The 15011-nt window shown below is 39.0% G+C and carries 11 protein-coding genes; 9 read left to right on the top strand and 2 right to left on the bottom strand.

Annotated elements, in window-relative coordinates; all coding sequences use genetic code 11:
* Window positions 1-24 precede the first annotated feature (24 nt).
* From rplQ to MWU84_RS07925, 7 genes are all read left to right on the top strand, one after another.
* On the top strand, window positions 25-582 hold the full coding sequence (gene rplQ / locus MWU84_RS07955; RefSeq protein WP_246900388.1) for a 50S ribosomal protein L17: 558 nt from the start codon (window positions 25-27) through the stop codon (window positions 580-582).
* 96 nt (window positions 583-678) lie between these two features.
* On the top strand, window positions 679-1791 hold the full coding sequence (gene carA, locus MWU84_RS07950) for a glutamine-hydrolyzing carbamoyl-phosphate synthase small subunit (RefSeq protein ID WP_246900384.1): 1113 nt from the start codon (window positions 679-681) through the stop codon (window positions 1789-1791).
* 120 nt (window positions 1792-1911) lie between these two features.
* Entirely contained in the window at window positions 1912-3204 is a 1293-nt protein-coding gene (eno, locus tag MWU84_RS07945; protein WP_246900382.1) for a phosphopyruvate hydratase, read from the top strand.
* 153 nt (window positions 3205-3357) lie between these two features.
* The gene (locus MWU84_RS07940; RefSeq protein WP_246900379.1) at window positions 3358-4899 is read left to right on the top strand and encodes a glycogen/starch synthase; all 1542 of its coding nucleotides are present in this window, start codon (window positions 3358-3360) and stop codon (window positions 4897-4899) included.
* A 126-nt stretch (window positions 4900-5025) separates the two neighbouring features.
* Entirely contained in the window at window positions 5026-6309 is a 1284-nt protein-coding gene (locus tag MWU84_RS07935; RefSeq protein ID WP_246900376.1) for a citrate synthase, read from the top strand.
* A gap of 101 nt (window positions 6310-6410) precedes the next feature.
* Entirely contained in the window at window positions 6411-7325 is a 915-nt protein-coding gene (locus MWU84_RS07930; protein ID WP_246900362.1) for an arginine deiminase family protein, read from the top strand.
* 111 nt (window positions 7326-7436) lie between these two features.
* Window positions 7437-8369 carry an arginine deiminase-related protein gene (locus MWU84_RS07925; protein ID WP_246900355.1) on the top strand — a complete coding sequence of 311 codons (933 nt, stop codon included), beginning with the start codon at window positions 7437-7439 and terminating at the stop codon, window positions 8367-8369.
* A 40-nt stretch (window positions 8370-8409) separates the two neighbouring features.
* Here the strand turns inward: MWU84_RS07925 and MWU84_RS07920 are convergent, their stop codons facing one another.
* Both MWU84_RS07920 and MWU84_RS07915 read right to left on the bottom strand, forming a co-directional pair.
* Window positions 8410-9858, bottom strand: coding sequence for a BCCT family transporter (locus MWU84_RS07920; RefSeq protein WP_348647857.1), 1449 nt, complete (start codon window positions 9856-9858; stop codon window positions 8410-8412).
* Between the two features lie 202 nt (window positions 9859-10060).
* The gene (locus MWU84_RS07915; protein WP_246900350.1) at window positions 10061-10486 is read right to left on the bottom strand and encodes a hypothetical protein; all 426 of its coding nucleotides are present in this window, start codon (window positions 10484-10486) and stop codon (window positions 10061-10063) included.
* A 156-nt stretch (window positions 10487-10642) separates the two neighbouring features.
* Here MWU84_RS07915 and argS point away from each other — a divergent pair, with 156 nt between their 5' ends.
* Both argS and MWU84_RS07905 read left to right on the top strand, forming a co-directional pair.
* Complete coding sequence (gene argS, locus MWU84_RS07910; RefSeq protein WP_246900348.1) at window positions 10643-12427, top strand: arginine--tRNA ligase; 1785 nt, start codon at window positions 10643-10645, stop codon at window positions 12425-12427.
* Window positions 12428-12624: 197 nt separating this feature from the next.
* On the top strand, window positions 12625-14910 hold the full coding sequence (locus MWU84_RS07905) for a LamG-like jellyroll fold domain-containing protein (protein WP_246900346.1): 2286 nt from the start codon (window positions 12625-12627) through the stop codon (window positions 14908-14910).
* Window positions 14911-15011: the final 101 nt, after the last annotated feature.

Genomic DNA, 15011 nt, shown 5'->3' with positions numbered 1-15011 from the left:
TAAGAAAGACTATAGAAAAGAACAATGAGACACGGTAAGAAAGTTAATCATTTAGGAAGAAAGGCAGCCCATAGAAAATCTATGTTGGCAAACATGGCCTGTTCATTAATAGAGCACAAGAGAATTAATACAACTGTTGCAAAAGCAAAAGCTTTAAAGCAGTTTGTGGAGCCATTGATTACCAAATCAAAGACGGAGAATAATCAAACAGTAGAGAAGGGTACTCACAATAGACGTATTGTTTTCAAAAGTCTTCGTGACAAGTATGCGGTTACCGAGCTTTTTGGCAGTGTTGCCGAAAAGGTAGCTGACAGACCTGGAGGATATACCCGAATTATCAAATTAGGGAATCGTCTTGGGGATAATGCTGATATGGCCATGATAGAGCTTGTTGATTTTAACGAAATCTACAACGCTGGTAAGCCTAAAAAGCAAAAGTCTACAAGAAGGGGTAGAAGCAAAAAAGCTGATGATACTACGGCTGTTGTCGAAGAAACGGCAAAAGCTGAAAGTGCAAAGGCTGAAGAACCAAAAGTAGAAGAGCCAAAGGCAGAAAAAAAAGCTGATGATGCTCAAGAGTAAAATTGTTATTAAATATTAATAATTGTAAAAGGATAAGCCTAAAAGCTTATCCTTTTTTTATGTTATTTTGCAAAACGAAAAATTGTAACGCCAAAAATGAAGTATCAAACAAGAAAAAAAGCAATATTGTTGCTTGCCGATGGGACCATTTTTCACGGTAAGGCTGTAGGGGACAAAGAAGGAACTGCCTTTGGAGAGGCTTGTTTTAACACAGGAATGACCGGTTATCAGGAAATATTTACGGATCCGTCCTATTTTGGACAAATCATGGTAACTGCAAATGCCCATATAGGGAATTACGGGGCAAATGATGAAGAAATTGAATCGGATTCCGTGAAGATATCTGGTTTGGTTTGTAAAAATTTTAGTTACAATTACTCCAGGCCCAATGCGGACTTAAGTTTGCAGGAATTTCTGGACAAAAATAATCTGTTTGCTATTTCCGACGTGGACACCAGAGCTTTGGTGGGATATATAAGGGACAATGGGGCCATGAATGCCGTAATATCTACGGATGTGGATAATATTGAGGAGTTAAAAAAGAAATTGGCAGAAGTGCCTAGCATGGAAGGTTTGGAGCTTTCTTCCAAGGTTTCTACCAAAGAACCATATTATTATGGGGATAAGAATGCAAAATACAAAGTATCTGCATTGGATATCGGAATTAAGAAAAATATACTTCGAAACTTGGCAAAAAGGGATGCGTACATAAAAGTTTTTCCTTACAATGCCACTTTTGAGGAAATGAGTTCTTGGAACCCTGATGGCTATTTTATTTCCAATGGTCCTGGCGATCCAGATCCATTGCACGAGGCAATAGCTTCGGCCAAAGAAATTATAAAATCGGACAAGCCATTGTTCGGGATTTGTCTAGGGCACCAAGTTTTGGCGTTGGCCAATGGGGTTTCTACCTATAAAATGCACAATGGGCATAGGGGTATAAATCACCCTGTTATGAATTTGGTTACTGGAAAAGGAGAAATTACTTCCCAAAATCACGGTTTTGCCATTAATAGGGAAGAGGCCGAGGCAAATTCGGATTTGGAGATAACCCATCTTCATCTAAATGACCAAACGGTAGCTGGGATTAAAATGAAAGACAAGAATGTATTTTCTGTTCAATATCACCCTGAGGCGAGTCCTGGACCACATGATGCAGATTATCTGTTCGACCAATTTTTCGAAATGATCCAAGCTACGGCAAACTAAAACGTTATAGTTTTAATTTATTGTTATCAATAGGTCATTAAAGCCAATAATAGTGGGGTTAAAAGCACTTCCTTTGCTATATTTGCATATTAAATTAACTAAAAAATAAAAGAAAGACATATGAGTATCATCCTAAGTGTTCATGCAAGACAAATTTTGGATTCAAGAGGTAATCCAACAGTAGAGGTAGACGTAATTACCGAGAATGGAGTTATGGGCAGGGCAGCGGTTCCTTCTGGAGCTTCTACAGGTGAGCATGAAGCGGTTGAGCTTCGTGATGGAGGAAAAACCTTCATGGGTAAAGGAGTGGGAAAGGCTGTTAACAACGTAAATACAGTTATTGCCGAGGAGATATTGGGTATGTCCGTTTTTGAACAAAATTTGGTTGATCAAACCATGATAGATTTGGATGGTACACCCAATAAATCCAAATTGGGAGCCAATGCCATTTTAGGTGTTTCCCTTGCTGTTGCAAAGGCTGCTGCCAATGAATTGGGATTGTCCTTGTTTAGGTATGTGGGCGGTGTTAGTGCCAATACCTTGCCTGTACCAATGATGAATATTATAAATGGAGGTTCACATTCCGATGCTCCCATCGCTTTTCAAGAATTTATGGTGATGCCGGTAAAGGCAAATAATTTTTCTCATGCCATGCAAATGGGGACGGAAATATTCCATAACCTGAAGAAAGTTTTACACGATAGGGGGCTAAGTACAGCTGTAGGTGATGAAGGTGGTTTTGCTCCTAATCTTGCAGGTGGAACTGAGGATGCATTGGATACAATAGCAAAAGCGGTTGAAAAGGCCGGATACAAATTGGGAGATGATGTAATGATCGCTTTGGATTGTGCATCTGCCGAATTTTATGTAGATGGCAAGTACGATTATACCAAATTTGAAGGAGATAAAGGAGTGGTAAGGACTTCAGAAGAGCAAGCGCAATATTTGGCAGATTTAAGTGCCAAATACCCTATTATCTCGATTGAAGACGGAATGGACGAGAACGATTGGAAAGGCTGGAAGGCTTTGACAGACAAAGTTGGGGATAAAGTACAATTGGTAGGTGATGATTTGTTTGTTACCAATGTAGAGCGATTGTCAAGAGGAATCAAAGAGGGTATTGCCAACTCTATCCTGATCAAGGTAAACCAGATTGGAACATTAACAGAGACCATTGCAGCGGTTAATATGGCTAAAAATGCAGGTTACACTTCAGTTATGTCCCACCGTTCGGGAGAGACCGAAGATAACACCATTGCAGATTTGGCAGTTGCCCTAAATACGGGTCAAATTAAAACAGGTTCGGCTTCTAGATCTGATAGGATGGCGAAATATAACCAATTGTTGAGGATTGAGGAAGAATTGGGAAGTACTGCATATTATCCGGGAGTAAATGCTTTCAAAATAAAATAAAACAAGATAATTATTGTCCTAAAAAAGCCATTCTGTGTAGAATGGCTTTTTTTTTTAAATATCATGGAGGTTTGTTTACTTATCAGAAATAAATAATTATATTATCCTAGTTTTATCAAAATACCAAATATAAATAACCAAATTCTAGATTAAATGAATAACTTTCTATTTGTAGCTGCTGAGAATGACGGTATTCCAAAATGTAAGGCAGGTGGTATGGGCGATGTGGTTAGGGATGTACCTCGGCAGATTTCCGAAAGGGGGGATATGGCGCACATTGTTGTGCCATCCTATTCGAGATTGCATCAAAATGGAACTTTCATTACCAATCTTGATTTAAATCTACGGGGAACGGTCTATGTTGCGGAGCTCTACGAAGTACCCCCAAAAAAGGAATTTGCTAATTTACATCATTACGTAATACATCACCCAGAAATTACCGCTGGGGAAATAGGACATATATACCACGATGATCCGGAAGAAGCTTTTTATACGGATAATATCAAGTTTACCATTTTCTGTACTGCCGTGGCAGAAGCAATCAAGGTCGGGGCATTTGGGGATTTGGATATTGTTCATACGCACGATTGGCATTCTAGCCTAGTTTTGTTTTTAAAGACATACCATCCCGAGTATCAGGCCTTGAAAAAAATGCGCTATGTCTATACCATTCATAATTTGGCCATTCAGGGTATACGTCCGTTTTACGACAATTACTCATCACTGGGGAATTGGTTTCCCAATGTGCCAATAGACGTTAAGAGGTTGATGGATTATAGGTACCAGGATTGTATTAACCTTATGGCCGTAGGTATCCGGTTGGCGGATGCCGTACATACCGTGTCCCCTTCATATAAGGAGGATGTGCTCAGGCCTAGTAATCCCCCTGAGTTTATTGGAGGGGAAAGTTTGGAAATGGATTTACAGGAAGCAAATAATCAAGGGAGGTTATTTGGGATTCTCAATGGTTCCAATTACAAAAATATTCGAGCGGCCGAAAAGGGATTTTTATATAGAAACATTGTTAAGGCACTTTTTAGGTGGCTACAGGAGGAATCCAAGAAATACAAGGCCGATTTTCTGGCGCATACCGGTGAAAAGGTAATGGAGTATGTTACCGAGAAGCCTAAGTTTATAGTGTCAAGTGTGGCCCGTTTAACAGAGCAGAAGTTTTATTTCTTTAAACGTTCGCCTGAAGCATTCGTTGAGATTTTGAACCGACTGAAGAAAATCGATGGAATTTTCATGCTCTTGGGTACAGGTGCACCTGAATATGAGGAGTTATTTCGTCAATTGAGCTATGAACATAAGAACTTTATTTTTACCAACGGTCAATCCGAGGATTTGATCGATTCCATATATTTGGAGACCGATCTTTATTTTATGCCCAGTTTGTTTGAGCCCTGTGGCATTAGCCAAATGTTGGCCATGCGTAATGGCAACCCATGTCTGGTGCATAATACCGGGGGTTTAAGGGATACCGTGGAACATATGAAAACCGGCTTTAGTTTTGATGGTAAGACCTATGACGATAAAATTAAAAACATGATTCTGGTTCTGGATCAGGCATTGGATGTTTTTGTAAATGACAAGCCAAAGTGGAAGGAGATTCAGGATAATGCCAAAAAGATGAGGTTCACATGGGAAAAATCGGTAGATGACTACTACAAATATCTATATTCGATTAACCAATAGAATCACAATCATATCAGGTTTCGTGAGTATTTAATAATTATTCAATAAATTAAAAAACCTTCAATTGTTAACCTTGGGGGTTTTTAGTATTTTTACGAAGAATCGAACAAAACAGGAATATAAGAAATGTCGAATAACGCAACATTAGAATACAAAGGAAATAAATTTGAATTTCCAGTAGTTGAAGGTACCGAAAACGAGTTGGCCATAGATATCAAAACTATGAGGGCCCAATCAGGAATGATAACCATAGATCCTGGGTTTAAGAATACGGGCTCCTGCGAGAGTGCCATTACTTTTTTGGATGGCGAAAAGGGAGTTTTGAGGTATCGTGGATATTCTATCGAGGAACTGGCAGAGAAGGCCGATTTCTTGGAGGTAGCCTATTTGTTGATTTTTGGGTCACTGCCAGATCAAGAGCAATTGGATAAATTCCACCAAGATATAAAAGCTGAGTCCCATGTAGATGAGGAGATGAAGAAGATTTTGGATGGTTTTCCAAAATCGGCGCATCCAATGGGTGTGCTGTCCAGTTTAACCAGTGCTCTTATTGCCTTTAATCCAACGTCTGTAAACGTATCTTCTGAAAAGGAAATGTATTGGGCTATTGTAAGGATTTTGGCAAAATTCCCCGTTTTGGTGGCTTGGACCTTGAGGAAGAAAAAAGGATTGCCATTGGATTATGGTGATGACTCTTTGGGTTATGTTGAGAATATCCATAAAATGATGTTCAAAAAACCCAACCAAGAATACAAAAAGAATAAGATCGTCATAGATGCACTGGATAAATTATTGATCTTACACGCAGACCACGAGCAAAACTGTTCTACTTCTACTGTTCGAATAGTAGGGTCTTCACATGCTGGTTTATTCGCCTCTATTTCAGCTGGTATCTGTGCGCTTTGGGGTCCTCTTCATGGAGGAGCCAATCAGGCAGTTTTGGAAATGCTGGAGGCTATTGAGGCCGATGGTGGGGATACCAAAAAATATATGGCCAAGGCCAAGGACAAGAACGATCCATTCCGCTTAATGGGCTTTGGACATAGGGTATACAAGAATTTTGATCCTAGAGCTAAGATTATTAAGCAGGCAGCAGAGGAAGTTTTGGGCGATTTGGGCATAGATGATCCCATTTTGGATATAGCCAAGGGATTGGCCAAAGAGGCTTTGGAGGATAAATATTTTGTAGATAGAAAATTATATCCAAATGTGGATTTTTACTCGGGAATAATATATAGGGCTTTAGGTATACCAACAGAAATGTTCACCGTAATGTTCGCTTTGGGACGCCTACCGGGCTGGATTGCCCAATGGAGGGAAATGAGATTGAAAAATGAGCCTATCGGTCGACCAAGACAAGTGTATATAGGAGCTACCGCAAGAGAATTTGTTCCTCTGGACAAGAGATAGGTAATCTATAAAGGATTTGTGACTGCCCTTTGTGTGAAATATACGAAGGGCAGTTTTTATTTATGATAACAAGTATTTCTATCTTTGAGTAAAATTCAGGTATGCTAAAGTTGAATGTACAGGATGAAACTTCACGGTTAAGATCAGTGGTGCTGGGAACTGCTAAAAGCTGCGGCCCCATTCCAAAACCTGAAGAGGCCTATGATCCCAAATCATTGGAACATATAAGGGCCGGCACCTATCCAAAAGAAGAGGATATGGTAAGGGAAATGGACGGTTTTGCCGAAGTATTTGCAAAATACGATGTCCAAGTCTTTAGACCTAGAGTCTTAAAGGATTGCAATCAGATATTTACTAGGGATATTGCTTTTGTTATAGATAATAAGCTGGTGAAAGCCAATATTCTTCCAGATAGGGAAAAGGAATTTCAGGCTATTAAGTATGTGCTTAACAAAATTGATGAAGATCAGATAATTTACCCCCCAAACGAGGTTCATATTGAAGGAGGCGATGTTATGCCATGGGGAGATTATATTTTCATGGGAACTTATACAGGGGAAGACTACGCGGATTATATTACGGCCCGTACCAATAAAGAGGCCGTAGAATTTATTGCTCAACAATTTCCGAATAAAAAGGTTATGGCTTTTGAACTTCGAAAGTCGAATACCAATGCCAAGGAAAACGCCCTCCATTTGGATTGTTGTTTTCAGCCAGTGGGAACAAATAAAGCCATTTTGCATAAGAATGGTTTTTTAAGGGAAGAGGAGTATCAGTGGTTGCTGGATTTCTTTGGGAGCGATAATGTTTTTGAGATAACCAAGGAGGAGATGTACAATATGATGAGCAATGTTTTTTCCATTTCCTCCAGTATTGTGGTTTCCGAACGTAATTTTACAAGATTGAATAACTGGTTGCGGGAACACGGTTTTACGGTCGAAGAAATCGCTTACTCCGAGATAGCTAAACAAGAAGGTCTTTTAAGGTGTAGCACTTTGCCCTTGGTTAGGGACTGATGCATTTCCAAATTTTCCATATGGACCCATATTGGAAAATAAATAAACTAATTTTGCACAGATTAATGTGATAGTGTTTTGTAATACCTAAGGTAAAAAGTGAATAATAAAATGCAAATTACCAATACAATTTTGATGGTGCGTCCAGTGAATTTTCGAATGAACGAGCAAACCGCAGTAAACAACTACTTTCAGGAAGACCTCGATTTAAAAAATCAGGAAATAAATGTAAAGGCACAGCAGGAGTTTGATGCCTTTGTTTTGGCTTTAAGGGAAAAGGGAGTAAATGTTATAGTGGTGGATGATAAGAAGGATCTGGATACCCCAGATTCCATATTTCCAAATAATTGGGTTTCCTTCCATGCCGATGGAACAGTGGGGCTATATCCTATGTTCGCCGAGAATAGAAGAAATGAACGCAGGGAAGATATTCTTGCCCTTTTGGAGCAGCGGGGCTTTGTTATAGAAAATGTAATGGATTATACCTCGGCGGAGGAAGAGGGTTATTTTTTGGAAGGTACCGGCAGTGTTATATTGGATAGGGTAAATGAGAAGGCCTATTGCGCACTTTCGGACAGGGCGGACGAGGATTTATTTATAGAATTTTGTGAAGATTTTGAATATACTCCTATCGTTTTCACGGCCAACCAATCCGTGGCAGGCACCCGAAAACCTATTTATCATACCAATGTAATGATGTGCTTGGCCGAAACTTTTGCCGTTATCTGTCTGGATTCCATCGACGATAAAAAGGAAAAAAAGAATGTAGTGAACCATTTAAAACAAGACGATAAAGAGATTATAGCTATTACTGAAAAGCAAATGCACCATTTTGCAGGGAATATGTTACAAGTCTTGGGAATGGGAGAAAAACGATATTTGGTAATGAGCACGGCGGCATACAATAGTTTAAAACCACAACAGATTCAAACTATAGAAAAGCACTGTGCCATTATCCATAGCTCCTTGGATACTATTGAAACTTGTGGAGGAGGAAGTGCGCGATGTATGATGGCCGAGGTATTTCTTCCTAAAAATCAATAAATTCTAACACTTTTTAAGGGGCTTATTTTTTGCTAAGGGGTTAGTGTTTTTGGTGCCCCATAAGTTCCTTTAGGAATAAATACGCCATGAAAACCATAAAAAAAGCAAAGGGTAAAGATGTGATGATCAATAATTTTTGAGCAGCAATCAAAACATTTACCTCAGGTTTTGCATGGCCCAATAGAATTAATGCAATTGCGGCCAAAAAAATAAAAACAGACCAAATTAGCCGATGTTTCTTGCTAGGGTCTTTTTTGCCCTTATCCGAAAACATGCTCAATACAAAAACAGCCGAATCCACGGAGGTTACCAAAAAGCCGATCAATAATATAACCGTGGTAATATTTAAAAAGGTGGCATAGGGATAATTGCCGAAAAACACAAAGATAGAGGAAAACACCCCGTCAAATTCCCTGTTGTATTTACCCCAACCTTCAATAAGCTTAAAGGCCGATGTGCCGAATACCGAAAACCAAAAAAAAGTACCCATACTTGGAATGATCAATACCCCCAGTAGCAGCTGCCTTAGACTACGCCCTTTGGATATTCTGGCAATAAATATTCCTGTAAAGGGTGCCCATGCCAACCAAAAAGCCCAATAGTAGAAGGTCCATTCCGTAAGGAAGTCAATACCGGGATCGAAACTTCCATATGCCAAGCTCAATGGGATAAAGTCTGTTATATAGTGGAGGGTAGCACTGAAAAAATTTCTCAAGACGGACGGTATGTCGCTTTGGGCAAAAGTAAAAGTTAGCACTGCCAAAGTGATAAGGATATTTACTTTGGACAATACTTGTATTCCTTTATTGACACCTTTCCACGCAGAGAAGAGTGCCAAGGTCGAAATAATGGTGGTGAGAAAAAGTGTAGCGGACAAGCCAAAATTGGAGGAGGAAATGTGATTTATTCCTCCCATAATCTGGGTTGTTCCCAGTCCAATGGCCGCAACCAAGCCAAAGACTGTGGTCATAACGGTCATTATGTCGACACTTGTCCTTGCTGTTTTGTTTGTAATTTTGTTTTCTATGGTTGAACTGATAAGCACTTTTTTCTTTCTTACAAAAAGATAGTAACCAATAATCATAGCAAATAAGCCATAAAAGGCCCAAGCGGTAAAGCCCCATTGATAAAAGGTAAATTCCAAGGAAAGGATTTCTGGGGGCAAACCCGAAGGATAAGGGGGATTTTGCCTCATATAAACAGGTTCTTGCACAGCCCTTAACAAGATTCCCGATCCCATTCCGGCACTATATAACATGGCAGTCCAGGCCCAGACGGTATATTCCGGTTTTTGGTTTTTCTTGCCTAATTTAATTTTTCCCAATGGTGATGCTGCAATGCCCAATAAAAGTAGAACGCACCCCAGACCAAGATATAAATAGAAATGGCCAAAATAATTCCTGACCCAAAGAGAGGCCAGTTCAATGGTGTTATATGTAGCTTGCGTAGCTACGAATACAACCAAAGTAGATATTGACAGAATTCCTATGGAAATCGTTAGTAGTGGGTTTTTACGGTAGGAATTAATTATTTTGATAATATGGATTTTGGGACAAGGTAATAAAAAGCTAAATATTGGGTAGGGCAGTTATTGTGGCCATTCTATAACTAATATTTATACATCATATCTAAAGTCTGGCAAGCAGGTTTTAATCTCGATTATCGAGTAATAGTCAAACATAAATAAAGTATTAAATATCCTCAATGTTGGTCGGGGCATTGTCTGCCCTGTGCCCCAATAATTTTGTGAAAAATTTCTGTACGGCCTTGGTATCGGATCTTACCTTGATAAAGTATTGGTCCCTGTAAATAGTGTAGATGCCTAGATCGGTCTTGTAAAGGGTAAACTTGTAATAGGGAATGACAAGTCCAAAAGTTTCCAATAGGGATCTAAAACGGATTATGATTCCTTTTGGGCGCAATTCTATGTTGCAAGTATCGGTGTTGTTGTCCAATAACAAAAGGTTGTTAATTTCAGGGCTACTGTCCACAATGAACAATTTTGGAGATCCAATTCCATCCAAGGCAAAGCGTTCCTTTAAAGTAAAAGGTTTTCCTACTTCTTCATCAATTTTTCTAGTGATCTCTTTGTTATTATAGGAAACGTTTAAAAGCATAAATTAGTTAGTAATAAATCAAGTTAATTATTGTACTTGTACCCATCAAGGAATATAAAGTTAAAAAAAACTTGACTCTTTGTGGTCTACTTCTCGTGAACTTAAAGGGTAAAGAATAAAAAATGCTTAATTTTGCAGCCGTAAACGCCGAAATTCATGAACATTCAAGAAGTCCTTACCCTAAAGGTAAAAGAAGCCGTTGCCTCTATTTATAAAGTTGATTTGCCAACGGTAGAATTTCAACCCACACGAAAAGATTTTGCGGGCGATATAACTGCGGTTATTTTTCCCATGTTGCGATTTGTAAAAGGAAATCCTGTTCAAATAGGGGAACAAATAGGGCAATTTTTAAGAGATGAAGTGGAAGAGGTGACCGATTTTAATGTGGTCAAAGGATTTTTAAATATCACTATAAGTAATAAATATTACCTTGATTTTTTTGACGGTATAAGGAATCGACAAGATTTTGGATTGGTAGCCCAAGGGGAAAAGGAGGCGATAATGGTGGAATATTCTTCGCCCAATACTAATAAGCCTCTGCATTTGGGACATGTCCGAAACAATTTGTTGGGATATTCCGTGGCAGAAATCCTCAAGGCTTCCGGGAAGAAGGTGTATAAGACGCAGATCATTAATGACAGGGGTATACATATTTGTAAAAGTATGTTGGCTTGGAAGCGTTTTGGCAATGGGGAAACACCAGAGAGTTCAGGGCTTAAAGGGGATAAATTGGTGGGAAACTATTACGTGGCTTTTGACAAGGCCTATAAGGCGGAAATTGCTGCCATGATTTCCAATGGAATAGATGAAAAAGTAGCACAAAAGGAGGCGCCCATCCTGTTGGAAGCACAGGAAATGCTCAGGAAATGGGAGGCCGGCGATGAAGAGGTGGTAGGGTTGTGGAAAAAAATGAACCAGTGGGTATATGATGGTTTTGACGTAACCTACAAAAACATGGGAGTTGATTTTGATCAACTGTATTACGAGAGCAATACCTATTTGTTGGGCAAGGATTTTGTGGAGGATGGGTTGCAAAGGGGGGTCTTTTATAAAAAGGAAGATGGCAGTGTTTGGATAGATTTAACGGACGAGGGTCTGGATGAAAAAATTGTACTCCGTTCAGATGGTACGGCAGTGTATATGACCCAGGATATAGGAACGGCCATACAAAGGGTAAAGGATAACCCTGATGTTGGCGGTATGGTCTATACTGTGGGCAATGAGCAGGATTACCACTTTAAAGTATTGTTTCTTATTCTACAGAAATTAGGATTTTCTTGGGCGGAAAAGCTGTACCACCTAAGTTATGGTATGGTAGACTTGCCAAGTGGAAAAATGAAGAGCAGGGAAGGTACCGTAGTAGATGCCGATGAGTTAATGGACGATATGACCCAAACTGCAGCTGATATTTCTGAGGAATTGGGCAAGTTGGAAGATTACTCCTTGGAGGAGAAAAAAGAACTTTATAAAATTATTGGGCTCGGGGCGTTAAAGTACTATATACTTAAGGTGGATCCAAAGAAGAGGATCTTGTTCAATCCGGAGGAGTCTGTGGATTTTCAGGGAAATACGGGGCCTTTTATTCAATATACCTATGCTCGGATTCAATCTATTCTAAGAAAGGCGGAAGAATTGGAACAAAACTTGAACAGCTCCCAAACCTTGATTGATTTGCATGAAAAGGAGAAAGAGTTGTTAAAACAATTGCAGTTGTTTCCCGAAACTATCCAATTGGCAGCCGATAACTATAGTCCGGCTCTCATTGCCAATTACACTTATGATTTGGTTAAAGAGTTCAATTCTTTTTATCAAAATGTATCCATATTAGGGGAGCAGGATAGGAGTAAAAAAATATTTAGGATTCAATTGGCCAAGAAAGTTGGTGAGGTCATCAAATCTGCTTTTAATCTTTTGGGGATTCAGGTGCCCGAAAGGATGTAAGCCGTTCGCAGCTTTCGTAAAGGAGAGGGTACTTCTAGGCCTCGAAATTGAATTGTTCGGTATGGATATACTTAGGATAATTTCCTGAGGCGAAATTTTATTTATTCTTAGTAAATTGCGTAGTTGATAGAAATGCCCTGCGCGGGATTATTACGTAAATATTGCAAAGAAGAAGTCCACTTTCTAAATTTTACTTGTTGTTTTTACTTCTTTTGTGGGAAGTGGGAACAGCACAGGAGTATCAACTTCTTCCAGAAGAGGATAAATGGACTATACGCCTAAATTCCCACGTTTTAATAGATATTGATCGGATTACCACTGATAATTTACCTGTTCTTCTTAATGGTAAAACTTCTATAGCTCTTTATATTTCAAAGTATCGGGAAAATTACGATCCTCTTTTAAAACAATTAATTGGAAAAAATGATTCGCTCATATTGGTAAGCGATAATGTTTTTGCAAAGGACTTCTTTCCTCAGGCATGGGTTCCACAGATACCAATGCAAAATGTAGAAGCCATTCAATTGGATACCTTGCCTAATGGGCAAGTTTCTTCGAAATTTGGTACCAAGAAGGAATTGGGGGCGGTTAGAGTGTGGGATCAGGAATATTTAAATGATAGTGTTTTTACGGATATTTGGAGGCAATCTGGAAAGATGCCCAATTTTATTCAAATTGACCCTGAGTTTTTTCCTGTAGCAGATAGTATTGTCTTTGGCCTGAATAAGAAGAACAAGGTATTTGGAACGGTAAGGTCCAAAGAAGGAATATTGTTTGGAGTAAGCTTCAAAAACCAAAGCAACCTTGTTGTCAACGGGCATTTTAGTCTTCCAATTTACCTAGATGAGAGCCTGCCGGTTTTTATACCGCATAAAGCCGGGTATTATTTTTCTCCGGATATTATTTATACCACTCCGGAAAATCGTGATAATCTTAAGGAGTTTATCGGTTTTCCCTTGGATTTTGAATACGGTCTAACAGACCATTTTACTTTTGGTGCAACGATTAAAAACACTATTAGGAAAAACAATAAAGAACTTATCGTAAATAACATAAAGATACTAGATGATGAAATTCATGGAAAGGTGGGTTATTTTGATGAAGGAGCTTATGTAGATGCTGGTTTGGACAGTAGGTCGGCCTTGGAGGGGAGTTTTACCATATCGGCCTGGGTTAGGCCAACCGTCCTAAAGAGTAACAACAGTATACTAGGGAAAGGGGATAATTTTGTTCTTAAGTTGCACGAAGGTCTTTTAACCTTTACCATGGCCGATATTAAGGATTATATATCGCAGACGTCCCCAGTGCCCTTAAACGAATGGACCCATGTTGCTTTGGTGCATTCCAAATTGAACAATGAACTTTTATTTTTTATAAATGGCGTACAGACGGATAAGATAAAACTCATTGAGGATTATGATACGTCCGACTATAATATCGTAATAGGAAGTAATTTATGGCAAGAGTTTTTTATGGGATACCTAGCCAATATTAAAATTTGGAAACGTGAACTAAACGCTTTTGAAATTGCCAAGGAATACCATAAAATAGACGTGTATAATCCTGAAGGATTATCTTTTTATAGTAAACTGGGAATAGCGATTGCCGCTATTTTTCTTATTTTTCTCGGTCTTAAGTTTTGGAAAAAAAGAGAGGTCAAATCCAAGGAGAAGTCTGTGTCTCCTGACCTTGAAAATGAATTGGTCAATACGGCGTTGACAGGTGCCGATACTTACTCTGAAAAAATACTTTGTTTTGGACCACTTCGGATAATAAACTCTGAAGGTGTCGATATTGCCAAAAAATTGTCCCCCAAGTTAAAACAGTTATTTGTTATTGTCTTGTTAAACAGTCTGTCAGACAAGGATGGAATAAGCACAAAAAAACTTACAGAAGCACTTTGGCCCGGGATGAGTCCAAAGAACGCCAAGAACACCAGAGGGACCAATATACAGAACCTGAGGACCATTTTGTCGGCTGCCAAGGAAATGAATTTGGCATTTCGTGATAAAAACTGGTTACTGGAAATTGGGAAGGATTGTTTTTGTGATTATCAGGACGTTTTAATTTATTTAAGTGATCTGGGTAGAAGCGGGGTAACGGTGGCCTATTTGGAAGAACAATTGCCCAGGTTGTTGTCTATATTAAAAGAAGATCGATTTTTTGTTAATATGAGTGACTCCTGGTTAGATCCCATTGTAGAGACAATGAGTAATAGAATCATAGAGTTTTGTTATGATGTCTCCAAAGTTCTGGACATGGAAAAGCACAGTTCCTTAATGTACGATCTTGCGTCCGTGATGTATATCTATGACGATTTAAACGAGAATGCACTTCAAATAAAATTACAAATTCTCATCAGACAAGGAAAATTGAGCTTGGCGCATACGGTTTACGACAATTTTGCCAAGCTTTATGAAAAGATATACGGTGAGACCTATGCTATGAAATTTGAGGACATGGTTGTGGGACACACCTTATAATACTCCGAATTGCATAGGATTAGGTCCATATTTCTTTATTTTTCAAATCCATTACCCCAAACGTTACCCCTTTTTTTACGCATCCTTGTGTTTCTTTGTTG

It is taken from the genome of Arenibacter sp. F20364 (assembly GCF_023015905.1).
Taxonomy (GTDB): domain Bacteria; phylum Bacteroidota; class Bacteroidia; order Flavobacteriales; family Flavobacteriaceae; genus Arenibacter.
This window is presented reverse-complemented; position numbering and strand designations above follow the sequence as displayed.